Source organism: Streptomyces venezuelae, assembly GCF_008642295.1.
Classification (GTDB): Bacteria; Actinomycetota; Actinomycetes; order Streptomycetales; family Streptomycetaceae; genus Streptomyces; species Streptomyces venezuelae_C.
The window spans coordinates 6056085-6079405 of the sequence record NZ_CP029190.1 but is presented as its reverse complement, the minus strand read 5'-3'; the positions used below and the strand labels follow the sequence as shown (position 1 = coordinate 6079405).

Sequence of the window (23321 nt, the reverse complement as noted above, 5' to 3'; positions counted from 1 at the left end):
CAGAGGGGTTTACAACGGCACCGTAGGTGGCATGTCGATTTCGCCGACGTGCGAATCCCCGAGCGCACACTGAGCGAAAGGCCCTGGCGCTTATGAACACCACGGTCAGCTGCGAGCTGCACCTGCGCCTCGTTGTGTCGAGCGAGTCCTCTCTGCCTGTTCCCGCGGGCCTGCGGTATGACACGGCCGACCCCTACGCCGTGCACGCCACCTTCCACACCGGCGCCGAGGAGACGGTCGAATGGGTGTTTGCCCGCGACCTCCTCGCCGAGGGCCTGCACCGGCCCACCGGTACCGGAGACGTCCGGGTCTGGCCGTCCCGTAGCCACGGCCAGGGCGTCGTCTGCATCGCCCTGAGCTCACCGGAGGGAGAAGCCCTGCTCGAAGCACCCGCCCGAGCACTGGAGTCGTTCCTGAAGCGGACCGACGCCGCGGTTCCACCCGGGACCGAGCATCGGCACTTCGACCTCGACAAGGAGCTGTCCCACATCCTGGCCGAAAGCTGATCCGACTCGTTCGACCACGATCGATCGAGCACGGTCCAACACGGTCCAGCGCGAGCCGGCAGCCGCCGGCCCGGCCGCCGCTCGACACCGTCCGACTCGGGGCGACGGTGTGGGCGGGACCCTCACATACGGCGTGACCGGCGCTGTTCCCGCGGAAGCCGTCCGCGGGAACAGCGCCGGTCCGCTTGTCGCACGAAGCGCTAGAGTCGGGCACGTGCAGATTCCCCACGACACCCGCCGGGCGCTCGACGTCGTCGTCGCCCTGGTGAACACCGCGCCCGAGGGCAACGAGCCGGACGGGCTGTCGGACACCGGAGCTCTGCGTGCCTTCGTCAACGAGCACGCGATCAGCGGGGTGGGCGAGCTCAGCGCCCGCGACCTCGCCGGAGTGCGCACCGTGCGCGGCAAATTCGCGCAGGTCTTCGCCGCCACGCAGGCCCGTACCGCCGCGACACTGATCAACGAGCTGGTCGCCACGGCCGGAACCACCCCGCAGCTGACGGACCACGACGGCTACGACTGGCATGTGCACTACTTCGCACCGGGCGCCTCGGTCGGGGACCACCTGGCGGCCGACGGCGGTATGGCACTGGCCTTCATCGTGGTCTCGGGCGAGCAGGAGCGGCTGCGCCGCTGCGAGGCACCGGACTGCCGGCGTGCCTTTGTGGACCTGTCCCGGAACCGCTCCCGCCGTTACTGCGACAGCCGGACCTGCGGGAACCGTCTGCACGTGGCTGCGTACCGGGCCCGCCGCAAGGAAGCCGGGGAGTAACCGCCGGCGGTCCCGGTCACGGCAGGGGTCACAGCCGAGGTCACAGCAGGAACAGATCGTGGACCGCGGCGAGCAGCAGCAGTGTGCCGATCACCGCCAGGAAGATCATCAGCGGCGGCTGGGACAGCGCGAAGAGGCAACCGCGCGGTTCCTCGGCGGCGGCGGGAACGCTGACGCGTCCGGGCGGCTCGCCCTGCGTTGTGTCGAGCATGTCGGGCCGATGATCGCGCAACGGGCCACGGTTCGCCCTTCAACACGCAAAGATGGGCGAGGGAGTTCGCCGGGTTCCGGGTTGCTTTCGGAATCCGTCAGATTCCGTGCTTCTTGAGGATCGCTTCGATGTCGGAGAAGTCTTCCGCCGGCGCCTGCTGCTGTGCCTGGCGCTGCGGCCGGCCGCTCCCGCTCGTACCGAGGGAGGGCGCGGCGGCACCCGGCGCCACCGCCTCGGACCGGGCCTTCCGGCCCCGCAGCCGCTTCCCGCCCTGCGCCGCGCCCTCGGCTTCCGCCCCGGTCTCGGTTCCGGCCCCGAGGCGGCGGCGCTCCACCGCCCGGGTGGTGGCGAACAGTGCCCAGGACAGGCCGAGCAGGCCGAAGCCCACCCAGACCGAGGGCTTGAAGACGATCCCGCTCAGCCACGCCACCACCCCGGTCATCACCAGGCCGACCGGCACCAGGGAGTACGCGGCGATCCGGGTCGCGGCGAGGAAGCGCCTGCGGTACGCGGTCAGTGCGGCGATGCCCAGGCCGGCCGCGGACACCGCGGAACATATCGTCTCGGCAAGCATGCGGTCCTCCAGCCCTGGGCGCTTTGTCACTGTCCATCCTGCACCGGTCCGGGCCGTCCGGGCCACGGCGCGACGGCTCCCCGGACGGATCTCCGGGAGATCTCCGGGTCCGGGCTCCTCCCCAGGTCCCGGTCGGTACCGGGAGCGGCGGGCTGGGAGACTGGCCCCATGAGCCAAACCCACCAGGGCCACGCCGGTCCCGTCGTTCTCGAAGTCTGGTGCGAACTCCAGTGCACCGACTGCCACACCGCCCTCGACGATGTGCGCGCCCTGCGCGCCCGCTACGGGGACCGGCTGGACATCGTCCTGCGCCACTTCCCGCTGGAGCGCCACAAGCACGCCTTCGCGGCGGCCCAGGCCGCCGAGGAGGCCGCGGCACAGGGCCGGGGCTGGGACTACGCGGAGGCCGTGCTCGCCCGGGCCGAGGAGCTGGGCCGGGTCGGCGAGCCGCTGCTGATCGAGGTCGCCCGCGAACTCGGCCTGGACGCCGAGGAGTTCGACAGCGCACTGATCGACGGCCGGCACATCCTGATCGTGGACGCGGACCAGGCAGAGGGCAAGGCGATCGGTGTGACCGGCACCCCGACCTATGTCATCGGCGGTGAGCGGCTGGACGGCGGCAAGAGCCAGGACGGCCTGCGCGCCCGGATCGAGGAGATCGCCGACCGCCTCCTCGCGGCGCCGGACACCCCCTAGCGACTAGAGCAGCTCCTTCATGGCGTTGACCGTGACATCGCGGTAGCCGAGGGACTCGTACAGGTTCCGGGCCGTGGTGTTGTCCGCGGCCACGTGCAGGGCCAGGGTGGCCGCCCCGGCGGTGAGCGCTGCGCGTTCGGCGAGCAGCATCAGGCTCCGCCCGTGGCCGCGCCCGCGCTGCCCCTCGGCGACCTCGACGTCGTACACGTACCCGACGGTGCCCGTGCCGGGCAGCTCCCGGTCGCCGACCCACACGCTGCCGACCACCCCCGCGCCGGGGGTCTCCAGGACGAGGAGGGTCGCGCCGGGGGTGTCCCGGCCCGCCGGGAGCAGCCGGTCGTGTTCGGCGCGGGAGGCGGCGAGGGCCTGCTCCGCGGTGGTGCCGGGGAGGGCCAGCTGCTCCGCGTAGGCGCGCACCCCGGTTTCCTCCCAGACCTCGTACTCGGCCCCGGTCATGGGCCGGCCGGCGCTCTCGGCGGGCAGCTCCGGCGGGACCGCGGGAAGCTCCTTGGCCATGATCCGGCCGGTCTCGCGGTAGCCGAGCGCGGTGGCCAGCCGCAGCGCCGGGCCCGCGTCGGCGGGTACGGAGACCGTGATGTGGGCGCACCGCCAGGAGCGGAGCACCTCCTCGGCGGCGAGCGCGGCGACCGTGCCGCGACCGCGCCCGCGGTCCGGCTCGTCGATCCACAGCCCCCGGATCACGCCGACCGCGTCCTGGCCGGCGGCGAGTTCGAGGGCCCCGACGCGCCGGCTGTTGACGCGTACCTCGTAGGCCCGTGAACGGCTGCCGTCACTGTGCTGCTGAAGCGGCTCGCTCGGCCGCAGGGTGGTGGTCATCAGCGTTGTTCTACCCGCCCTGCGGCCCCGAGTCAGCCGGTTTCCTACGGATCGACGTCGGCGGCGGACCGCTCGGCGAAGATCCGCATCGCCTCGGCCGTGACCGGTCCGGGGGCGGTGGTGAGGGTCCGCCCGTCGATCCGGCGGACCGCCTGGACATCGCGCAGGGTGGAGGTCAGGAAGACCTCCTCGGCCCGCTCCAGGACGTCGAAGGGCAGGTCGGTCTCCTTGGCCCCGGCCCATTCGGCGACCAGGGCCCGGGTGATCCCGGCCAGGCAGCCGGAGGTCACCGGCGGGGTGTGGAGTTCCCCGTCGAGGACCACGAACACATTGCTGCCGGTGCCCTCGCAGAGCCGGCCCACCGTGTTCGCGAACAGCGCCTCGGAGGCCGCGGCCCGGTGCGCCTCGGCCAGCGCGACCACGTTCTCGGCGTACGAGGTGGACTTCAGCCCGGCGATCGCGCTGCGCTCGTTGCGCACCCAGGGCACGGTGATCACGGCGGTGCTGTCCGGGCGGCGGGCGGTCTCGGCGGCGGCGACCACCAGGGTGGTGCCCTCCTGGCCGCGGTCCGAGCCGAGCGGGGACACCCCGCCGGTGTAGGTGATCCGGAGCCGGCCCAGCGGCATCGGGTTGGCCGCGAGAACGGCGGCGCAGGCCTCCCGGACCTCCTCGGGGTCCGGGTCGGGCAGGCCGAGTCCGCGGGCCGAGCGGGTCAGCCGTTCCAGGTGGCGGGTGAGCGCGAAGGCCTGGCCGTGCTCGGCCTTGAGCGTCTCGAAGACGCCGTCGCCGACCGTCAGGCCGTGATCGAACACGGACACCCGTGCGCCGTCGCCGTCGCGCAGCGCTCCGTCGAGCCAGATCCTCACCGTACGGTCCCTTCACTCGCGGCGTACGCACCCGACGCTACCGCGAGCAGCCGGGCGGCCTTCAGCTCGGTCTCCGCCCATTCGCGCTCGGGGTCGGAGCCCCAGGTGATGCCGGCTCCGGTACCGAAGAGCAGCCGGGGCCCGCCGGGGGCCTGCCGGTCGATCCAGAACGTACGGATGCCCACGGCGAGCTCGGCGGTACCGCGGTCGGCGTCCACCCAGCCGATGCCGCCGCAGTAGGGGCCGCGCGGGGCGGTCTCCAGGGCCTCGATGATCCGGAGGGCGGAGGACTTGGGTGCGCCGGTGACGGAGCCCGGCGGGAAGGTGGCGTCGAGCAGCTCGGGCCAGCCGGCTCCGTCGGCGAGCTCACCGCTGACGGTGGAGACCAGGTGGACCAGGCCGGGGTGCTCTTCGACGGCGCAGAGTTCGGGGACCGTGACGGAGCCGGTGGCACAGACCCGGCCGAGGTCGTTGCGGACCAGGTCGACGATCATCACGTTCTCGGCGTGGTCCTTCTCCAGCAGGTCGGCGGCGGTCCGGCCGGTCCCCTTGATGGGGCCGGACTCGATGTGGCGGCCGGTCCGGCGGAGGTAGAGCTCCGGGGAGGCGGTGGCTATTTCGACGCCGTGCGCGGGAAGTCGAATCGTTCCTGCATACGGTGCGGGGTTGCCGCGCGCGAGGAGTGCGGTGAGGGCGTCCACATCGGCGCCGGCCGGGTCCGGCAGCGGGGCGGAGAGCACCCGGCACAGATTGGCCTGATAGACCTCCCCGGCCGCGATGTGCTCCCGGATCCGCCGTACGCCGGCCACATAGGCGTCCCGGTCCAGGGAGGAGGTCCACCGGTCGGCGCCGGGCCCCTGCCAGGCGCCGGGAACGGGCGCGGGGACCGGGTCCGGTCGTATGTCGCCGAAGCGGGCGCAGGTGATGCGCCCCTCGAAGTCGGCGGATACCGCCCAGAACCCGGTGGAGTCGAGGGCGGAGACATCGCCGGTCACATCGCGGAGATCGGTGGCGAGGAGGCCGCCGAAGCGGGCCATGGGCTGCAGGTCTTGCACGGCCTCGAGTCTATGGCCGGTGACCGGAAGGCGCCGGAGAGGTGACCGATGGGTGACCTGAGGTGATCGGAGGGCAGCACGCTGCGGAAACGCGTTTTTGAGCTGGCCCGGGAATCCGCTAGAGTTCAACACGTCGCCGGGGAGCGAAGGAAAAACCCCGAGCAAGACGGCGACATGCGGACGTGGCTCAGCTGGTAGAGCATCACCTTGCCAAGGTGAGGGTCGCGAGTTCGAATCTCGTCGTCCGCTCGATGTGGGGGATCTTCCCGAACCCCTGTAATCACTCCTGGTGGAGTGGCCGAGAGGCGAGGCAACGGCCTGCAAAGCCGTCTACACGGGTTCAAATCCCGTCTCCACCTCCATGGACGATTAGCTCAGCGGGAGAGCGCTTCCCTGACACGGAAGAGGTCACTGGTTCAATCCCAGTATCGTCCACTGGATCTTCGGATCCCGGATCCATGGATCCCCCGCGCGATTAGCTCAGCGGGAGAGCGCTTCCCTGACACGGAAGAGGTCACTGGTTCAATCCCAGTATCGCGCACGCAGTACTGCTTGACCTGCGGCTTTCAAGCCGTGGTTCCCGCGCGATTAGCTCAGCGGGAGAGCGCTTCCCTGACACGGAAGAGGTCACTGGTTCAATCCCAGTATCGCGCACCACCCCGGAAGCCCCGGCCGTCTCCACGGCCGGGGCTTCGGCGTTCCCCGGTCAGGACGAGAACAGCATCCGGCCGAAACCGCGGTGGTGGCCGTGACCGTGGCCGTGGTGCTGCGGGGCACCCCAGGCGGGCGCGGGGGCAGCGTGCTGCGCCGGGTAGGCGGGCGGCGCCGCCGGCGGCGGAACCTGGCCGTACTGGGACTCGAGACGGGTCAGGGCCTCCAGCTCTCCGTAGTCCAGGAAGATGCCCCGGCAGCCGCTGCACTGCTCGATCTGGACACCGCTGCGGTTGTACGTATGCATCATCGCGTGACACTTCGGACACTGCATGATCGGCTCACTCCTCGCCGTCGGACCTCGCCACCGGATACGTGCCCGGCAGCGTTCCCTCACCTTACGACGGAGGCGCGGACTCCAACTCGGGCGGGAGGTCGGCTATTCGGCCACAGGCATCGGTCATCGCCCGTTCCACCTCGTCCAGTCGGCGGTTCCCGGCACCGGCCCTGGCCACGGCCAGCGCACCGGTCTGCACGGTCAAGGCGCGGGCGGCGAGGTCGAGTTCCGGCCAGGGGTCGATGCCGGGCGGGCCCGCGGCCGGGCCGCCGGCCTGCCGGTAGGCGTCGAGGAAGCACAGCCAGTCCTCGGGGGCGAGCAGTCCGGCCGCGTACCAGGCGGCGGGCCGGGCCAGGTCCCAGGCGGCCGGCCCGACCCCGAGGTCGTCCACGTCGATGAGCCGCCAGCCGGAGCCGGTGTGAACGAGCTGGCCGAGGTGCAGATCGCCGTGGCAGAGGGTGGGGCCGGCGGACACCGGGACGGGGGCCTCGTTCCGGGCCCAGGCGGGCAGGGTGGCCGCCGCCGCCAGGACGGCGCGGGCCGCGCGGGCCGCGCCCGAATCGGCGCGCGAGCCGACATCCGGGCCGGTGCCCGGGTCGTTGCCCCGCTCGGCGCCCGGGTCGGTGCCCGAGCCGGCGCCGGGTGCCGGTGGGCCGGCGTCCCGCAGCACCCCGGTCATACGGCGCAGAGCGCGGGCCAGCTTCGCCGGGCCGCGCATCGGCGGGACCGGCCCGGGCAGCCGGTCCACCGGCACCTGGTGCAGCAGGCCCAGCAGCCGGCCGGCCGCGGCCCAGGGGGCGTCCTCGGGACGCCCGGGGTCGACCGGGGCGCCGTACGGCCAGACGGTCACGGCCCGGCCCCGCAGGTACTCGGCAGCGGGCCGCAGCGGCGGCAGCAGCACCCCGGCCAGCTCGGGGGCGGCGGCCACCCGCAGCCGGGCGGCGAGGCCGGCGCGATCCGTATCGGCGGCATGCGCCTTGGCCACGGCATCCCCGCACCGGACGACGGTCCCGTCGGCCCGCTCGGCCAGCACCCCGCCCCGGCGCGGCCCGGGCACTCCCCCGGCCGCCCGCGCGGCGACCTCGGCCAGCACGGCAGTCAGCGGCTCGGTCACTTGTCCCCCGGGTTCCTTTTCCTTCGGTGCACACCCCCTTGCGGATCGTACGCGCACCCGGAAGGACCCGGGGCGTCGCGCCCCGCGGACCACCCGGCAAGGCCCTAGGCTGCGGGAATGGACGTGGATCCGGATCTGGATGCGGACCTGGCCCGGCTGGGCCGCGAGGAACTCGTGGCCGAGGTGGTGCGCCTGCGGAACGGGATCCGAGCCCACCGCGACAGCACGGGCCACGACCTCTGCTGGCACCATCCCCGGCTCTGGGCCCTGCTCCCGGAACGCCTCTCCCCCGAGGTGGCGGTACCGCCCTGGCCGCGCTTCCTCCGCGGCTGTGTCCGCTACCGCGAGTCCCTGGACCGCCAACTCCCCGACGCGCCCGTCCACGACCACGAGTACGAGCCCTGACCGAGCGGGCCGGAGACGAAAAGGGTGCCGGCCTTGCGACTCCCCAGTCGCAAGGACAGCACCCTTTCACTGCCGTCCGCCGTACCCCCGTCCCCACGGGGTTGTTCGGCGATGTCCCGGTCCGGGCCGCTCTCCCGGACCTGAGGCGCCGCTCAGCGCCCCAGCAACGCGCTCACGGACGACGCTTGTGTCACCACCTGGTCCCAGCCGCCGAACAGCACGACCAGGAGGGTGGCCAGGGGAAGCACCATGGCTGCGGCCACCAGCGGGTGGCGCGTACCGGAGGCGGACTGGTGCGCGTTGAACGCGAAGGTCTTGCGTCCCTGCTGTGCGCGGTCCGACATGATCCTCTCCCTGGGGTTGGCAGCGGCGGGTGTGTGACCTCGGGGGACGAGTTAGCCACCCGCCGCTTGTGTTCAACCTTAGAAGCGCTGGAGTGCCCGGTCCTCATGCCTGTGGACCCTTTACCGGGCCTCCAGGAGGATGACGGGCGCACCCTGCGCCTACTCCCCTGGTTGGAGACGCATCACTCCGCCTGGGGGTCTTCCCGGAGGGGTCCCCCCGGAACGGGCTGCTCCACCAGCGCCAGGACACGATTGGCCATAAAGCGCGCGGTGCGCACCGCCTGACCACTACGAGTGACTTCGCTCACTTCCACCACTCCCCTGCGGACGGCAGTCTCCACCCTGCGCCCCGCCCTGGTGGCCACCACTTCATACGTCCGTGTCGTGTCTCCCGCGTCCACGACGATCTCGACCCGGTCGCCCTTCATCGCCAATCCCCCTTACGCGATGGACTCTTGACAGCTCAGCGGCCCGGAAGGGCCTCCCGCACGGGGACTTCTGAGCACCCCTCAAGTGTCCCATCCCGCACTGACAATCGATTTTCCCGACGAGGGCGCGGCCTCTGAGCGCACATGCCGGATGGTCCGTAAGCTGTGCCACGTCAACAGGACGACCGGTCAGTCAGCGGGGTGGACATGGCGATGATGCGGCTCCGGCGCGAGGACCCGCGTGTCGTCGGCTCGTTCAGGCTGCACCGACGGCTCGGTGCCGGCGGCATGGGTGTGGTCTACCTGGGCTCGGACCGGCGCGGGCAGCGCGTCGCGCTCAAGGTGATCCGGCCGGATCTGGCCGAGGACCAGGAGTTCCGCTCCCGGTTCGCCCGCGAGGTGTCCGCCGCCCGCCGGATCCGCGGTGGCTGCACGGCCCGCCTGGTGGCCGCCGATCTGGAGGCCGAGCGGCCCTGGTTCGCCACCCAGTACGTCCCCGGGCCCTCGCTGCACGACCGGGTGGCCGAAGAGGGCCCGCTCACCGCCGCGCAGATCGCCGCCGTCGGCGCCGCGCTCTCCGAGGGGCTGGTCGCCGTACACGAGGCCGGTGTGGTGCACCGTGACCTGAAACCGTCCAACATCCTGCTGTCGCCCAAGGGCCCGCGGATCATCGACTTCGGGATCGCCTGGGCGACCGGGGCGAGCACGCTGACCCATGTGGGCACCGCGGTCGGCTCGCCCGGGTTCCTCGCCCCCGAGCAGGTCCGCGGCGCGGCCGTCACCCCGGCCACGGACGTGTTCGCGCTGGGCGCCACCCTCGCGTACGCCGCGACCGCCGACTCCCCGTTCGGCCACGGCAGTTCCGAGGTGATGCTGTACCGCGTGGTGCACGAGGAGCCGCATCTGCACGGGGTGCCGGACGCGCTGGCCCCGCTGGTGCGGGCCTGCCTGGCCAAGGATCCGGAGGACCGGCCGAGCACCCTCCAGCTGTCCATGCGGCTGAAGGAGATCGCGGCCCGCGAGGTGCAGGGGCTGACCGACGGGCGCCCGGCGGACCGGCGGGGCAGGCCGGAGCGCGTACCGGACCGGCCCACCGAGCACGCCAGGCCGGGCGGGCCCGCCACCCACGCCGAGCATGCGGAGCAGCGTACGGAGCGCCGGCCGGCCGGCACCCCGGCGCCGCGCCCGCAGGGCGGCCCGCAGTCCCGGCCGTCCTCGCCGCGCCACCCGGGCCCCTCGTCCCGGCCGACGGCGGGCCGCACCGGCGGCCGGCCGGCCCCCCGCACCACGGGGGCGGGCCGCCGCCCGGGCCGTCCGGACCCGCGGCTGCTGCGTCAGCGCCTGATCGTGTTCGTGGTGGTCACCCTGGTCGTGGCCCTGGGCATCGCCGCCGCGCAGAAGCTGTAGCGGGGCGGCGGGGGCGCAAGCGGGCTCAGGAGACTCAGGCGGGGGTGGCGGGCCCGGCCACCGCGTAGAAGGCCACGGCCGCCGCCGCGCCCACGTTCAGCGAGTCCACTCCGTGCGCCATGGGGATGCGTACCCATTCGTCGGCCGCAACCAGCGCCTGCGTGGACAGCCCGTCGCCCTCGGCGCCGAGCATCAGCGCCACCCGCTCCAGGCGCTGCGGGGCCGCCTGGTCGATCGGGGAGGCCTTCTCGTGCGGGGTGAGGGCGAGCAGCTTGAACCCGGCCTCGCGGACCGAGTCCAGGCTCTTGGGCCAGGCCTCCAGCCGGGCGTACGGGACGGAGAACACGGCTCCCATGGAGACCTTCACCGACCGCCGGTAGAGCGGATCGGCGCAGTCCGGGGAGAGCAGCACGGCGTCCATGCCGAGCGCGGCGGCACTGCGGAAGATCGCACCGATGTTGGTGTGGTCGTTGACCGCCTCCATGACAACCACCCGGCGGGTGGTGGACAGGAGTTCCTCCGCCGTCGGCAGCGGCTTGCGCTGCATGGAGGCGAGCGCCCCCCGGTGCACGTGGTAGCCGGTGACCCGCTCGGCGAGGTCCGGGCTGACCGCGTAGACCGGGGCCGGGAGCTCGTCGATGACGTCGCGCATCACGTCGACCCACTTGGCGGACAGCAGCATCGAGCGCATCTCGTACCCGGCGCTCTTGGCCCGTCGGATGACCTTCTCGCCCTCGGCGATGAAGAGGCCCTCGGCCGGTTCGCGGCGGCGCCGGAGTTCTACGTCGGTCAGCCCCGTGTAGTCGCGCAGGCGCGGGTCGTCGGGGTCCTCGATGGTGATGAGATCAGCCACAGGGTGATACTGCCTTGTCCTGGGTGCGGTGCCAACGGCTCGTCAGCTGGTCGGTCGGTCTGCCGGCCGGTCTCCCGGCCGGTTGCCGGTGTGGACCGCCACGACGTCACCGATGACGATCACGGCGGGCGGCCGTACCTCTTCGGCCCGGACGGTCTCGCCGACGGTGGCCAGCGTGGCGTCCACCCGGCGCTGGGTGGCGGTGGTGCCCTCCTGGACGACGGCCACCGGGGTGTCGGCGGACTTGCCGTGCCGGACGAGGGCCTCGGCGATGGAGCCGATCTTGTCGACGCCCATCAGGATCACCAGGGTGCCGGTGAGCTTGGCGAGGGACGCCCAGTCGACCAGCGAGCGCGGGTCCTCGGGGCCGACGTGGCCGCTGACCACGGTGAACTCGTGGGCAACGCCCCGGTGGGTGACCGGGATGCCGACCGCGCCCGGCACCGAGATGGAGCTGGAGATGCCGGGGACCACGGTGCAGGGGATGCCGGCCTCGGCGAGCGCCTGGAGCTCCTCCATGCCGCGGCCGAAGACATACGGGTCGCCGCCCTTGAGCCGGACCACGTTCCGGCCGGCCTTGGCGTGCTCGATCAGTGCCTGGTTGATGGCCTCCTGGGCCATGAACCGGCCGTACGGGATCTTCGCTGCGTCGATGACCTCGACGTGCGGCGGGAGTTCGGCGAGCAGGTCGCGGGGGCCGAGCCGGTCGGCGATGACCACGTCCGCCTGGGCGAGCAGGCGGCGCCCGCGGACGGTGATCAGGTCCGGGTCGCCGGGGCCGCCGCCGACGAGCGCGACGGAGCCGGTGCCGTTGCCCTGGCCGGTGCGGCGGTGGGCGGGGGCGTTCAGGGTGCCGTCGCGCAGCCCCTCGACGACGGCGTCGCGGACGGCGGCGGAACGGCGCGGGTCGTTCCCGGTGAGCACGGCCACGGTCACGCCCTCGCTGCGGCCGGTGGCCGGGGTCCAGGCGGTGGCTGCGGAGGCGTCATCGGCCCGGACGCACCAGACCCGCTCGCGCTCGGCCTCGGCGGAGGCCTGCTGGTTGACCTCGCGGTGCTGGGTGGCGATCAGGGCGTACCAGGCGTCGGCGAGGTCGCCGTCCCGGTAGCGGCGGCGCTCCCAGCGGATCTCGCCGGTCTCGGCCATGGCGTCCACGGACGGGGTGGCGGACGGGGAGATCAGCAGCACGTCGGCACCGGCCGCGACAAGGGCGGGCAGCCGGCGCTGGGCGACCTGCCCGCCGCCGATGACGACGACGCGGCGACCGGCGAGACGGAGCCCTACGGGGTAGGCGGGGGTGTCGGCCATGGCGGTGCGGCTCCTGAAGCAGCGGTGGTTCACTGTGCCGCTGCGGCGCTGGAGCGGCGGGGGTACTGACGTGCGGTTTTGTTTGTGCGGGTCCACGATACGGCCCCGGCGGGGTGGGGGTGGGGTCTGGGTGCGGCCGACGCCTGCGGCGTCCGCTGCGGCCTCGACCGCGCCCGGCCCGCGCCGAGCCCCGCGGGGTCCGCTGCGGCCTCGACCGTGCCGGGCCCGCGCCGAGCCCCGCGGGGTCCGCTGCGCGGGCATTGCCCCACCCCGCCCCTTCTCCCCCAGCTACCGCTGGGAGGTGCCCCCAGAAACCGGGGCCTGCGGCCCCGGACCCCACCCGTGGGGCTGCGCCCCACACCCCCTGGGTGCCCGGGCTCCGCCCGCACCCTTCGGGGCTCCGCCCCGGACCCCGCGGGGCCCTCCGGGGCCCAGACCGGCCCCGGAACGGGGTCCGGGGCGGAGCCCCGGTTCTGGGAAGGGGCGGGGTGGGGAGATGGCAGTGGCTACTTCTCCGTTACGCCGGCGGAGTCGAACGTGGCGACCTCGTGCATCGCGCGGGCCGCGCTCTGCACCAGCGGCAGCGCCAGCAGTGCCCCCGTGCCCTCGCCGAGGCGCAGGTCCAGGTCGACCAGCGGGCGCAGGCCCAGCTTGTTCAGGGCCGCGACATGGCCCGGTTCGGCGCTGCGGTGGCCGGCGATGCACGCCGACAGCGACTCCGGGGCGATCGCCCGGGCCACCAGCGCCGCCGCACCGGCACTGACGCCGTCCAGGATCACCGGCGTACGGAGCGAGGCCGCGCCCAGGATCAGGCCGACCATCGCCGCGTGCTCCAGGCCGCCGATGGCCGCCAGGACGCCGATCGGGTCGGCGGGGTCGGGCCGGTGCAGTTCCAGCGCCCGGCGGACCACGTCGACCTTGCGCGCGTGGGTCTCGTCGTTGATGCCGGTACCGCGGCCGGTGACCTCGGCCGGGTCCACGCCCGTGAACACGGAGATCAGCGCCGCGGACACGGTGGTGTTCGCGATGCCCATCTCGCCGGTGAGCAGTCCCTTGTTGCCGGCAGCCACCAGGTCGCGGGCGGTCTCGATGCCCACCTCGATGGCCGCGACGGCCTCTTCCCGGCTCATCGCCGGGCCGGTGGACAGGTCGGCGGTACCGGGCCGGACCTTCCGGGGCAGCAGCCCGGGGGTGGCGGGCAGGTCCCCGGCCACACCCACGTCGATGACGCAGACCTCGGCGCCGACCTGGTTGGCGAAGGCGTTGCAGACCGCGCCGCCGCCCAGGAAGTTCGCCACCATCTGGGAGGTGACCTCCTGCGGCCAGGGGGTGACCCCCTGGGCGTGGACGCCGTGGTCCCCCGCGAAGATCGCGACCGCGGCCGGCTCCGGGATCGGCGGCGGGCAGACCCTCGACAGCCCGGCCAGCTGGGCGGAGATGATCTCCAGCATGCCGAGCGCCCCGGCGGGCTTGGTCATCCGCTTCTGCCGCTCCCAGGCCTCGCCGAGCGCCTTGGCGTCCAGCGGGCGGATGCCGGAGACGGTCTCGCTGAGCAGGTCGTGCGGCTCCTCGCCGGGCAGCGCCCGGCGGCCGTACGTCTCCTCGTGGACCACCCAGGACAGCGGCCGGCGCTTGGACCAGCCGGCCTGCATCAGCTCGGGCTCGTCCGGGAACTCGTCCACGTAGCCGATGCACAGGTACGCGACCACTTCGAGGTGCTCGGGCAGGCCGAGGGTACGGACCATCTCGCGCTCGTCGAAGAAGCTGACCCAGCCGACGCCGAGGCCCTCGGCGCGGGCGGCGAGCCAGAGGTTCTCGACGGCGAGGGCCGAGGAGTACGGGGCCATCTGCGGCTGGGTGTGCCGGCCGAGGGTGTGGCGGCCACCGCGGGTCGGGTCGGCGGTGACCACGATGTTCACCGGGGTGTCGAGGATGGCCTCGATCTTCATTTCCTTGAACTGCTTCGCCCGGCCCTTGGGCAGCGACTTGGCGTACGCCTCGCGCTGGCGTTCGGCGAGCTCGTGCATGGTGCGCCGGGTCTCGGCGGACCGGATGACCACGAAGTCCCAGGGCTGGGAGTGGCCGACGCTGGGCGCGGTGTGCGCGGCTTCGAGGACGCGCAGCAGCACCTCGTGCGGGATGGGGTCGGTGCGGAAGCCGTTGCGGATGTCGCGCCGCTCGCGCATGACGCGGAGTACGGCTTCCCGCTCGGCGTCGGCGTAGCCGGGGGCGGGCTCGCCCGCGGATACGGGCTGGGGGGCCTCCTCGACCGGGGCCGGCTGGGCGGCCGGGACGGGCTGGGGGGCCGCGGCCTGCTCGGTGGGCTCGGGTTCGACGGCGGGGGTGAGGTACGGGTCGGGGCCGAGGAGCTCCACCACTTCGACGGGCGCGGCGGGCTCGATGGGATTGGCGGCCTCGACGGGCTGGGCGGGCTCGACCGGTTCGGCCGGTTCGGCCGGCTCGACCAATTCGGCCGGCTCGACGGGCTCGGCGGGCGCCGCCTGCTCGGGGGCGGGCTCGGGCTCGGGCAGGGCCGGCTCAGCCTCCGCCTCCGGCTCCGGAACGGCCTCGGCCACGACGGCGTCGGGCAGGGGCTCGGCGGGGGCGGCCGGCTGCTCCTCCGGGGCGGCCATGGCCACCGGCTCGGCCGGGGCGGCCGTGAGGTCCAGCGCGGGCGGCTCCTCCACCGCGGGCACCGGCACGGGCTCCGCCTCGGCCTCGGGAACCTGCGGGACCTCGGGAATCTGCGGGACCTCGGGAACCTGCGGGACCTCGGGGGCGTCCGGGACCTCGGCAACCGGCTGCGGAACCTCGACCGGCTCGGGCATGGCCGGCAGGGGCTCCGGGGCGATGTCCGTGGGCAGCAGCCCGCCGGCCTCGGCGACGGGCTCGGCGGCCACCTGACCGGCCGGCACGGCCGAGCTCAGCAGGCCGCCGTCCTCGGGGCCGGGGGCAGGCTGCGGGGCCAGGGCCGGCTCGGCGGGCTGCTCCGGGCGGGTCTCCGCCGACGGCGGCTCGGGGACCTGCACCACCGTTTCTGCAGGCTCGGCCACCGCCTGCCAGGGACCACCCGTCTGGACGGGCAGGTCCAGGTACTCCGGACCGGGCTGTACCTGCGCCTGCACCGGCACCGGCGGCACGACCGGCGCCGCGGGGGCCGGTACGGGCGCCGGGGCCTGCACGGGCACCTGAGCCGGGGCCGGGGCCGGGGCGGGGGCCGGTACCTGGGCCGGGCCGCGGTCGGCGAGGGAGCGTACGACTCCGCCGGAGGCGTCCGGGACGGGCGGACCCATGTGCAGCGGACGGCGGGCCGGCGGAACCGGGGCCGCGGGCATGGGCGGGACGGGCGGCGGCACCCGGAGGCCACCGAGGTCGAGGGAGCCGGAGTCCCGGCCGCCCGCCTCGTGCGCGCCGTCCGCGTAGGGAGCCTCGGCGTACCCGGCTTCGGCGTACGGGGTTTCCGCGTACGGAGTTTCGACGTAAGGGGTTTCGGTGTACCCCTCGACCGGGTAGGCCGGTACCGGCGGTACCACCTGCGGGTCGCTCCACGAGCCCTGGCCGCTGGGCATCAGCAGCAGCTCGTCCTCGTCCTCGCCGGGGTTGTCCGCGAGGTCCTGGAAGGCGTAGGCGCCCGGCGCCGGGACCGGCACGGGGATGCCCTGCTGCTGCTCCGCCATGCCCGCGTCGTCCGGAAGGCCCTCGCCCGGAACCTGGCCGGTGTCGGTCATGCGTACCCCTCGCCCATCGGTTGTGCTTCGTCCGTCGCCCGGAGCCCGTAGGACAGGCCAAGACCGGCGAGTCGAACGAGCGCGGTCGCCGTGCGGCACGGACACCTCACGTACCCGGCCGCCGACAACCACTAAGCATTGTCGCGCTCGTTCGCCACCGTGGCGGCCATTACCGCCCCGGTCCGCTGTGGACTGCGCCACGTCGCGCGTCCTCCGGTACCGCCGTAGCCCAAAGCTGCTGAAGTCCAGGGCAGTACGACGATCGGCCAGCCTACCCGGGCGGGGCGGCTAGCGGGGCACGGGGCGGGCCGCGGCGAGCAGGAACACCACCGACCGGTCCTGTTCGGCCCAGGTCGTGGTGTCCAGGCCGAGGGACTGGAGGAGGGCGCATTCGACGTCGTATCCGCGTCCGTTCAGGGCGCGTCCGATGGCCTCGGCCTCGTCCCGGGTGGAGGCGTGGGTGACGATCCGTTCGGGACGCCGGTCGGCGCAGGCCTCGACCACCGCGACGCCTCCGCCGCCGATGCGGACCACATCGGGTTCGGGGAGGGATTCCAGGACGTGCGGGGCGGTTCCGTGGACGGTCTGGAGTTGCACTCCGCGCTTGCGGGCGGCGGCAGTTGTGCGTTCGCAAGCGTCCGCGTCGGCGTCCACGGCGATGACGGCGGCGCCGAAGGCGGCTGCGTCCACGGCGAGGGCTCCGGAGCCGGCGCCGATATCCCACAGCAGGTCGCCGGGGCGCGGGCCGAGCCGGGCGAGCTGGGCGGCGCGCAGCGGGGCGGAGCCGCCTTCGGTGGCGTCCGGCTCGGGCCGCGCCCAGCCCCGGGGGGCGTCGGCGGCGGGATGGCCGAGGAGCCAGCCGGCTTCGGTGGCGGCCTGTCCGGCGCCTCCGATGACGATCACGACGTTGGGGTCGCGCCAGTTGTGGTCGGCGGCCTTGTCCGAGGTGAGAACGGTCACTTGTTCGTTGTCGGTGCCGAGCTCCTCGCAGATGACGAACGTGCGGTGGACCCCTTCGAGGAGCAGTGCGAGTTCGGCGGGTCCGGCTCCGGGCGAGGTGAGGACGGCGACTTTGGCGTGGGCGCGGCAGACGTTGACGGCGCGGCGCAGGGTGCGGCGCTGGGCGACCACGACCTGGGCGTCGTCCCAGGGCATGCCGGCCCGGGCGAAGGCGGCGGCGACGGAGGAGACCGCGGGGACGACTTCCACTTCGAGGCCGTGTTCGGGCGCGCGGAGGGTGCGTACCACGCCGAAGAAGCCGGGGTCGCCGTCGGCGAGGACGACGGCGGTGCCGCGGTGCCCGGCGATGCGGCGGGCGGCCAGCCCGATGCTGCCGAGCCGGATCCGCTCGGCGGCGGGCGGGATCTCGGGGAGGGCGAGGTGGTGGGCGGCGCCGGCCACCAGCGTGGCGGCCGAGAGTGCGGACCTGGCGGCTGCGGTGAGGGGCGATCCGTCCCAGCCGATCACCGTGACCCGGTCGGCCATCGTCGTCAGTCTCCTGATCCTGGGGTGGGGGGAGGAGCGGGCAAGTGAGACTACCCGGTCATCGGGTCAGTTCCAGTCGGTGGTGACGGCGTAGCCGCCCGCTTCGGCCATCTGGCCGCCGTAGCCGTCCCCGTAGCCGTCCCCGTAGCCGTCCCCGTAGCCCTCGCCGTACTCGTCGAGCCCTTCGAGGTCCTCGGGGACCAGGCTCCAGACGATCAGGTCGGTGCGGGTCTCCACCCAGGGTCCGTCGGCTGCGTTGTCGGGCCGGGTGCGCACTATCCAGGCGTTGCGCAGGACGCCTTCACTGATGCAACCGATCTTCTGGGCCACCTGCTGGGAGGCGGTGTTGTCGGCGGCGGTGCGCAGTTCGAGGCGTTCGAAGCCCTGATCGCGGAAGAGCCAGTGGGCGACGGCGAGGACGGACTCGCTGGCGTAGCCCTCGCCCCGGGCCCAGGGGGCGGTGACGTAGCCGACCTCGGTGGCGCGGGTGCGCCAGTTGGTGTTCTGCAGGTGGATGACCCCGACCAGGCGCTGGGTCAGGAACTCGGTGACGGCGAAGACGATGCCGCGGCCCTCGGTGCGTTCGGCGTGGGCGTGGCGGGTGGCCCAGCGGTAGGCGTCGGCGTGGGTGTAGGGGTGCGGCACGGAGGTCCAGGCCGTGATGAGTTCGTCGTTCATCATCTCGGCGAGCGCGGCGACATCGCCTTCCTCGAACGGGCGCAGCACCAGCCGGTCCGTGCTGATGGAGACGTCCGGGAAGGTGGTAGTCATGCGCAGCTCCATGCCTGAGACGGTGGTGCGGGACCGTTTGTGCGGGCCGTAGAGCCACAGCATGCAGCATCGGCGCGCGGATGTGCATGGCCGGGCCCCGCGCCCCCGTGGCGGGGATGCGGGGCCGGTGCCGTGCAGGTGTCGTACGCGTGTCCCGGAGGGGGTGGGGAATGTGTCAGGACTGGGACTGCGGGGCGCCGAAGGCCGCGCTGACCGAGCCTGCGTACTTGTCCTCGATGAACTTCTTGACCTCGGGCGAGTTCAGGAGCTTGGCGAGCTTCTGGATCCGCGGGTCGTTCTCGTTGCCCTTCTTCACGGCGAGGAAGTTGGCGTACGGGTTGCCCTCGGCCTTCTCCAGGGCCAGGGCCTGCTCCTTGGGCTTGAGGTCGGCCTCGATGGCGTAGTTGCCGTTGATCACGGCGGCGTCGACCTCGCCGAGGGCGCGGGGCAGCGTGGCGGCCTCCAGCTCCTTGAACTTCAGGCCCTTGGCGTCGGTGATGTCGGAGAGCTTGGCGGTGGCGCCGACGCCCTCCTTGAGGGTGATCAGGCCGTTGGCGGCGAGGAGGTGGAGGGCGCGGCCCTCGTTGGTGTTGTCGTTGGGGACGGCGATGGTCTGGCCGGACGTGATGTCGGTCAGGGCCTTGGCCTTCTTGGAGTAGAGGCCGAGGGGCTCCAGGTGCACGTTGACGACCGGAACGATGGTGGTGCCGTTCTTGGCGTTGAAGTCGTCGAGGTAGGGCTTGTGCTGGAAGTAGTTCGCGTCGACCTGGCCGTCCTGGGTGGCCTTGTTCGGCAGGACGTAGTCGGTGAACTCCTTCACGTCCAGCTTGAGGCCTTCCTTCGCCGCCAGGTTGTCCTTGACGAACTTCAGGATGTCGGCGTGCGGGGTCGGGGAGGCCGCGACGACGAGGGCCGCGTTGGTGTCGGTGCTGCCGCCGGCCTTCTTGGCGGCCGGGTCGGAGGAGCTGCCGCAGGCGGTGAGGCCCAGGGCGAGCGCGGCGGTGGCAGCGGCGACAGCGGTGATCTTGGTGTTCTTGCGCACGAAGAGTGCCTCTTTCTTGGTGGTGCGGATGACGCCCGAGCACGACAAGTGCGGGCTTTGGGGGTGGAGAGTCCGGGGGTGGCGGGTCAGGCCGTCCGGCCGCGGCGGGCGAGCAGGCGTACGGCGCCGTCGCCGAGCAGCTGGACGGCGGTCACGATCACGATCAGCAGGGCGACGGTGGCGAGCATGAAGTCGCCTTCGAAGCGCTGGTAGCCGTAGGTGATCGCGAGACTGCCGAGTCCTTCGCCGCCGACGGCTCCGGCGAGCGCCGAGTAGCCGATGAGGGCGATGACGGTGGTGGTGAGTCCGGAGACCAGGGAGGGCAGTGCCTGGGGCAGCAGGACCTTCCACACGATCGTGGGGATGCCGCCGCCCATGGACTGGACTGCCTCGACGAGGCCGTGGTCGACCTCCCGGACGGCCGTCTCGACCAGGCGGGCGAAGAAGGGGATGGCGCCGATGGAGAGCGGCACGATCATCGCGGTGGGGCCGATGTAGGTGGGGAAGCCGGTGAAGACGCCGATCACCCACTTGGTGACGGGGATCAGCCAGATCAGCAGGATGATGAACGGCATCGAGCGGCCGATGTTCACCACGACGCCGAGGACCTTGTTGAAGGGACGGTTCTGCAGCAGTCCGCCCTTGTCGGTCAGGACCAGCAGGACACCGAGCGGGAGGCCGCCGAGGACGGTGACCACGGTGGCCCACAGCACCATGTAGAGGGTGTCGTAGGTGCCCTGGCTGAGCAGGGGCTGCATTTCGGACCAGGTCACCGGGCACCGTCCTTGACCAGTTCGGCGAGCTCGGTGTCCGCGTCGGTGTTGTCGGCGACGTCGACGACGTCGACCTGCAGGCCCTGCTCGCGCAGGAAGCCGACGGGCACGACGTTGTCCTCGTAGCGGCCGGGGAGCTCGATGCGCATCCGGCCGATCTGCCTGCCGCCGACGGTGTCCATGGCGGCACCGAGGATCGAGATGTCGATGTTGTAGGTGCGGGCCAGCTGGGAGATGACCGGCTGGGTCGCGGTCTCGCCGTGGAAGGTCACGTCGATGACGGTCTGCTCGGCGGTGGTCGCGGAGCCGGTCAGCGGGAAGAGTTCGGCGGCGAGCTCGGAGCCGGGGGTGGCGAGGAGCTCGGAGACGGTGCCGGATTCCACGATCCGTCCCTTCTTCATCAGGGCCGCGGAGTCGCAGATGGTCTTGACGACGTCCATCTCGTGCGTGATGAGGAGCACGGTCAGGCCCAGCTGGCGGTTGAGGTCGCGCAGCAGCGTCAGGATGGAGCGGGTGGTCTCGGGGTCCAGGGCGCTGGTGGCCTCGTCGGAGAGCAGCACCTTGGGTTCGCCGGCCAGGGCGCGGGCGATGCCGACGCGCTGCTTCTGGCCGCCGGAGAGCTGGCCGGGGTAGGCCTTGGCCTTGTCGGCGAGGCCGACGAGGCCGAGGAGTTCCTGCGCCTTGCGGGAGCGCTCGCGGCCGGAGACGCCGAGGATCTCCAGGGGCAGCTCGATGTTGTCCTGGACGGTGCGCGAGGACAGCAGGTTGAAGTGCTGGAAGACCATGCCGATACGGCTGCGGGCCTCGCGGAGTTCCCGGCCGGCCCGCCGGCCGCTGCCGGCCAGTGCGGTGAGGTCGACTCCGTCGACGGTGACGGTGCCGGAGGTGGGGCGTTCCAGCAGGTTCACGCACCGGATGAGCGAGGACTTGCCGGCGCCGCTCTGGCCGATGACTCCGTAGACCTCGCCCTCGCGGACGTGGAGGTCCACGCCGTCCAGGGCGGTGACCTCTCGGCCACGGGACTGGTAGACCTTCGTGAGGCCCGATGTGGTGATCACAGGGATTCCGTCGCTGTCGAGTGCGCGGCGCGGCAGGCGGCCGGCACGGAACAAAACATCTGGGGGGAACGCGGGCAGGAGCGGTCCGGGACGCGGACGGGCTCGGCCGGGGGCTCGCTTCGGGGCGCGAGGCCAAGTGGGGGAAGGGCCCTCAGAAGGCGCACATTCGACACATACAACGAGCACCGGGCGTCATCATCGCCTCGGTCGCAAGGGTGCGGCTGCTCGTCGTGGTCATGGGCGCCAGTAAACCAGACCGGCTCGCTCACCGATCAACGTTGTCCGCTATCCGGACGGATACCGGCCGCATAGCGGACATCAGGGGTCGAGGCGGCCGTCCGCCCCGAGGGCCGCGCCCTCGCCCGTGACCTGCGCGGACACCGCCGGATGAGCCCGTACGACCCCGATCCGCGGGCGAGGCGCCGAAGGGGTGCCATGTGGTCAAGACCACTCCCCCGCCGGGTGGCGCCCAGGGGCGCGCGCATCGGGTCTTTCGGCGCGTAATACCCTCGCTGCATGCTCGACGCCCTGACCCTCGCCATCGGCGTGGCCTCGCTCGCCCTCGCCGGCTGGTGCGGATTCGCCGCCTACCGGGACCAGCCGACCAAGGACTGGCACTTCATCGGCATGGCCGTGGTGACCGTGCTGGTGCTGGTGCAGCTGGTGATCGGGCTGGTCCGGCTGGCCCGGGGCGAGCGGCCCGACGAGGGCGGCGTGATCTTCACGGCCTATCTGCTGGGCGCCCTCGCCGCGATCCCGGCCGCCGGAATGCTCAGCCTGAGCGAGCGGACCAAGTGGGGCTCGGTGACGGTGGCCGCGGGTGCCGTGGTCCTCGCCGTCCTCGAAGTACGGCTCCATGACATCTGGGGAGGCACCGGTGCCTGAGGCCAACGCCCCGAGCACGCCCGACGCGCCGGCCGGCGCACCGGCCGCGGCATCGGCCGAACGGCCCGTACAGAAGTTGGTGTCCGGGCCCGGAGTGCTGCTGGTCTGGCTGTACGGGGTGATGGTGGTGGGCGCGGTCTCGCGCTCGATCTACCAGATCTCCACCGAGTTCGGCCGGGCCCCGCTGGCGTACGCACTGTCCGCCGTGGCGGCGCTGGTCTATGCCTTCATCACGTACTCACTGGTGCGCGGCGGGGAGAAGGCCCGTCGGGCGGCGCTGGTGTGCTGCGCCGCGGAGCTGGCCGGCGTCCTCGTCGTGGGCACCTGGACCCTGGTCCGGCCGGACGCCTTCCCCGACGCGACCGTGTGGTCGGACTTCGGGATGGGCTACCTGTTCATCCCGGTGATCCTGCCGGTCACCGGGATGATGTGGCTCAGGAAGGCCCGCGCGGCGGACCCTAGTGCTGTGACCGGGAAGGTTTGCCGGTAGGCCCGCGGCGTCCGGTGCATGGGGCCTCCCCAGGCCCGCAGGGCCTAGGGGACGCATCGCAAGGCGGAGGGCCACGGCTCGTACTGGACGTACTTGCGTGGCCCGACAACGCTGGGGGCACCTCCCAGCGGTAGCTGGGGGACGAGGTGCCGTGCCGGGCGCCGCGGGCCGGTGAACCTTTCCGGTCACAGCACTAGGCGCTGACCGCGTAGTCGGCGGGCAGGCCGGCGTCCTTCTCCAGGATGACGAGTTCCACGCCGTCCGAGGCGGTGCGACCGCCGACCGCGACATAGCCCGCCTTGCGGTACAGCCGCAGGTTGGACTCGCTCTTGCGGCCGGTGTGCAGCCGGTAGCGGGTGGTCTCGGCGGTGCCGGCCAGCTCCTGCTCCACGGCGCGCAGCAGCCGGGCGCCCAGGCCGTGACCCTGCAGCCGCGGGTGGACGCAGAGCTTGGCGATCTTGCCGGTGCCGTCCTCGTCGGTGGAGCCGCGGACGGTGCCGACGACCTCGTCACCGAGCCGGGCCACCAGCACCGTGTCCGTCGCGAGCTCCGCCTTCAGGGAGTCCAGGGACTGGGTGAGGGGCTGGATGCGGTAGTTGCCGTACAGCTCGGCCTCGCTCTGGAAGGCGAGGTACTGGAGCTTGAAGATCTGCTCCGCGTCGTCCTCGGCCGCCGCCGAAATGGTCACGCTCATGCCCATGTGCGCATGCCTCCTGCTCACCCGG

Annotated in this window: 25 protein-coding genes and 5 tRNA genes; 12 read left to right on the top strand and 18 right to left on the bottom strand. The window is 72.8% G+C overall.

What is annotated here, in order from left to right; all coding sequences use genetic code 11:
* The first annotated feature begins 92 nt into the window (after nt 1–92).
* Together DEJ50_RS27435 and DEJ50_RS27430 are read left to right on the top strand one after the other, a co-directional pair.
* Nucleotides 93–506 (top strand): SsgA family sporulation/cell division regulator, encoded by a 414-nt coding sequence (locus tag DEJ50_RS27435; RefSeq protein ID WP_030011909.1) that lies wholly within the window; start codon nt 93–95, stop codon nt 504–506.
* Between the two features lie 214 nt (nt 507–720).
* Nucleotides 721–1278 (top strand): CGNR zinc finger domain-containing protein, encoded by a 558-nt coding sequence (locus tag DEJ50_RS27430; protein WP_150210759.1) that lies wholly within the window; start codon nt 721–723, stop codon nt 1276–1278.
* A gap of 40 nt (nt 1279–1318) precedes the next feature.
* Here DEJ50_RS27430 and DEJ50_RS34110 read toward each other — a convergent pair whose 3' ends face one another.
* Nucleotides 1319–1489 carry a hypothetical protein gene (locus DEJ50_RS34110; RefSeq protein ID WP_190344721.1) on the bottom strand — a complete coding sequence of 57 codons (171 nt, stop codon included), beginning with the start codon at nt 1487–1489 and terminating at the stop codon, nt 1319–1321.
* Between the two features lie 97 nt (nt 1490–1586).
* The gene (locus tag DEJ50_RS27425) at nt 1587–2063 is read right to left on the bottom strand and encodes a hypothetical protein (protein ID WP_150210758.1); all 477 of its coding nucleotides are present in this window, start codon (nt 2061–2063) and stop codon (nt 1587–1589) included.
* Between the two features lie 168 nt (nt 2064–2231).
* Between DEJ50_RS27425 and DEJ50_RS27420 the strand changes: the two genes are divergently transcribed.
* Entirely contained in the window at nt 2232–2759 is a 528-nt protein-coding gene (locus DEJ50_RS27420) for a DsbA family protein (protein WP_150210757.1), read from the top strand.
* 3 nt (nt 2760–2762) lie between these two features.
* Here DEJ50_RS27420 and DEJ50_RS27415 read toward each other — a convergent pair whose 3' ends face one another.
* From DEJ50_RS27415 to DEJ50_RS27405, 3 genes are read right to left on the bottom strand one after another with little or no spacing between them, the layout of a single operon-like run.
* Nucleotides 2763–3596, bottom strand: a complete 834-nt coding sequence (locus DEJ50_RS27415; protein ID WP_150210756.1) for a GNAT family N-acetyltransferase — start codon at nt 3594–3596, stop codon at nt 2763–2765.
* 44 nt (nt 3597–3640) lie between these two features.
* Nucleotides 3641–4462, bottom strand: a complete 822-nt coding sequence (locus DEJ50_RS27410) for an aminotransferase class IV (RefSeq protein WP_150210755.1) — start codon at nt 4460–4462, stop codon at nt 3641–3643.
* The gene (locus DEJ50_RS27405; RefSeq protein ID WP_150210754.1) at nt 4459–5517 is read right to left on the bottom strand and encodes a chorismate-binding protein; all 1059 of its coding nucleotides are present in this window, start codon (nt 5515–5517) and stop codon (nt 4459–4461) included. Before DEJ50_RS27405 ends, DEJ50_RS27410 begins: the two co-directional genes overlap by 4 nt.
* A 176-nt stretch (nt 5518–5693) precedes the next feature.
* Here DEJ50_RS27405 and DEJ50_RS27400 point away from each other — a divergent pair.
* The 5 genes from DEJ50_RS27400 to DEJ50_RS27380 all read left to right on the top strand — a co-directional run bounded on the left by DEJ50_RS27400 (nt 5694) and on the right by DEJ50_RS27380 (nt 6174).
* A tRNA-Gly gene (locus DEJ50_RS27400) sits at nt 5694–5766 on the top strand.
* Between the two features lie 39 nt (nt 5767–5805).
* A tRNA-Cys gene (locus DEJ50_RS27395) sits at nt 5806–5879 on the top strand.
* Between the two features lies 1 nt (nt 5880).
* A tRNA-Val gene (locus DEJ50_RS27390) sits at nt 5881–5952 on the top strand.
* 34 nt (nt 5953–5986) lie between these two features.
* Nucleotides 5987–6058 (top strand) — tRNA-Val (locus DEJ50_RS27385).
* A gap of 41 nt (nt 6059–6099) precedes the next feature.
* Nucleotides 6100–6174: transfer RNA gene (locus DEJ50_RS27380), tRNA-Val, on the top strand.
* A gap of 49 nt (nt 6175–6223) precedes the next feature.
* Here the strand turns inward: DEJ50_RS27380 and DEJ50_RS27375 are convergent.
* Together DEJ50_RS27375 and DEJ50_RS27370 are read right to left on the bottom strand one after the other, a co-directional pair.
* Nucleotides 6224–6502 carry a zf-TFIIB domain-containing protein gene (locus tag DEJ50_RS27375; RefSeq protein WP_150210753.1) on the bottom strand — a complete coding sequence of 93 codons (279 nt, stop codon included), beginning with the start codon at nt 6500–6502 and terminating at the stop codon, nt 6224–6226.
* Between the two features lie 64 nt (nt 6503–6566).
* On the bottom strand, nt 6567–7490 hold the full coding sequence (locus tag DEJ50_RS27370; RefSeq protein WP_411757694.1) for a phosphotransferase family protein: 924 nt from the start codon (nt 7488–7490) through the stop codon (nt 6567–6569).
* A 246-nt stretch (nt 7491–7736) separates the two neighbouring features.
* On the opposite strand from DEJ50_RS27370, the gene DEJ50_RS27365 reads away from it, so the two are divergent.
* Nucleotides 7737–8024, top strand: a complete 288-nt coding sequence (locus tag DEJ50_RS27365; RefSeq protein WP_150210752.1) for a hypothetical protein — start codon at nt 7737–7739, stop codon at nt 8022–8024.
* Nucleotides 8025–8176: 152 nt separating this feature from the next.
* Here the strand turns inward: DEJ50_RS27365 and DEJ50_RS27360 are convergent, their stop codons facing one another.
* A complete protein-coding gene (locus DEJ50_RS27360) occupies nt 8177–8368 on the bottom strand; it encodes a hypothetical protein (protein ID WP_150210751.1) in 192 nt (63 codons plus the stop codon).
* Between the two features lie 182 nt (nt 8369–8550).
* Complete coding sequence (locus DEJ50_RS34830; protein WP_150210750.1) at nt 8551–8796, bottom strand: hypothetical protein; 246 nt, start codon at nt 8794–8796, stop codon at nt 8551–8553.
* A 207-nt stretch (nt 8797–9003) separates the two neighbouring features.
* Between DEJ50_RS34830 and DEJ50_RS27350 the strand changes: the two genes are divergently transcribed.
* The gene (locus tag DEJ50_RS27350) at nt 9004–10203 is read left to right on the top strand and encodes a serine/threonine-protein kinase (RefSeq protein WP_150212395.1); all 1200 of its coding nucleotides are present in this window, start codon (nt 9004–9006) and stop codon (nt 10201–10203) included.
* Between the two features lie 34 nt (nt 10204–10237).
* On the opposite strand, the gene DEJ50_RS27345 is transcribed toward DEJ50_RS27350, so the two are convergent.
* The 8 genes from DEJ50_RS27345 to DEJ50_RS27310 form a co-directional block, all read right to left on the bottom strand.
* Nucleotides 10238–11056 (bottom strand): TrmH family RNA methyltransferase, encoded by an 819-nt coding sequence (locus DEJ50_RS27345; RefSeq protein ID WP_150210749.1) that lies wholly within the window; start codon nt 11054–11056, stop codon nt 10238–10240.
* A gap of 42 nt (nt 11057–11098) precedes the next feature.
* Entirely contained in the window at nt 11099–12364 is a 1266-nt protein-coding gene (gene cobA / locus DEJ50_RS27340; protein ID WP_150210748.1) for a uroporphyrinogen-III C-methyltransferase, read from the bottom strand.
* 506 nt (nt 12365–12870) lie between these two features.
* Nucleotides 12871–16092 carry a nicotinate-nucleotide--dimethylbenzimidazole phosphoribosyltransferase gene (gene cobT, locus DEJ50_RS27335; RefSeq protein ID WP_150210747.1) on the bottom strand — a complete coding sequence of 1074 codons (3222 nt, stop codon included), beginning with the start codon at nt 16090–16092 and terminating at the stop codon, nt 12871–12873.
* Nucleotides 16093–16380: 288 nt separating this feature from the next.
* Nucleotides 16381–17577 carry a precorrin-6y C5,15-methyltransferase (decarboxylating) subunit CbiE gene (cbiE, locus tag DEJ50_RS27330; protein ID WP_150210746.1) on the bottom strand — a complete coding sequence of 399 codons (1197 nt, stop codon included), beginning with the start codon at nt 17575–17577 and terminating at the stop codon, nt 16381–16383.
* 66 nt (nt 17578–17643) lie between these two features.
* A complete protein-coding gene (locus DEJ50_RS27325; protein WP_150210745.1) occupies nt 17644–18348 on the bottom strand; it encodes a GNAT family N-acetyltransferase in 705 nt (234 codons plus the stop codon).
* 175 nt (nt 18349–18523) lie between these two features.
* Nucleotides 18524–19390: a MetQ/NlpA family ABC transporter substrate-binding protein gene (locus DEJ50_RS27320; protein ID WP_150210744.1), complete on the bottom strand. Its 867-nt coding sequence runs from the start codon at nt 19388–19390 to the stop codon at nt 18524–18526.
* An 86-nt stretch (nt 19391–19476) separates the two neighbouring features.
* On the bottom strand, nt 19477–20163 hold the full coding sequence (locus DEJ50_RS27315) for a methionine ABC transporter permease (protein ID WP_150210743.1): 687 nt from the start codon (nt 20161–20163) through the stop codon (nt 19477–19479).
* A complete protein-coding gene (locus DEJ50_RS27310) occupies nt 20160–21221 on the bottom strand; it encodes a methionine ABC transporter ATP-binding protein (RefSeq protein ID WP_150210742.1) in 1062 nt (353 codons plus the stop codon). The genes DEJ50_RS27315 and DEJ50_RS27310 overlap by 4 nt, the downstream gene beginning before the upstream one ends.
* A 516-nt stretch (nt 21222–21737) precedes the next feature.
* Between DEJ50_RS27310 and DEJ50_RS27305 the strand changes: the two genes are divergently transcribed.
* Both DEJ50_RS27305 and DEJ50_RS27300 read left to right on the top strand, forming a co-directional pair.
* Entirely contained in the window at nt 21738–22106 is a 369-nt protein-coding gene (locus DEJ50_RS27305; protein ID WP_150210741.1) for a hypothetical protein, read from the top strand.
* A 76-nt stretch (nt 22107–22182) separates the two neighbouring features.
* Entirely contained in the window at nt 22183–22596 is a 414-nt protein-coding gene (locus DEJ50_RS27300) for a hypothetical protein (protein WP_150212394.1), read from the top strand.
* Between the two features lie 193 nt (nt 22597–22789).
* Here DEJ50_RS27300 and DEJ50_RS27295 read toward each other — a convergent pair whose 3' ends face one another.
* Entirely contained in the window at nt 22790–23296 is a 507-nt protein-coding gene (locus DEJ50_RS27295; RefSeq protein WP_150210740.1) for a GNAT family N-acetyltransferase, read from the bottom strand.
* Nucleotides 23297–23321 lie beyond the last annotated feature (25 nt).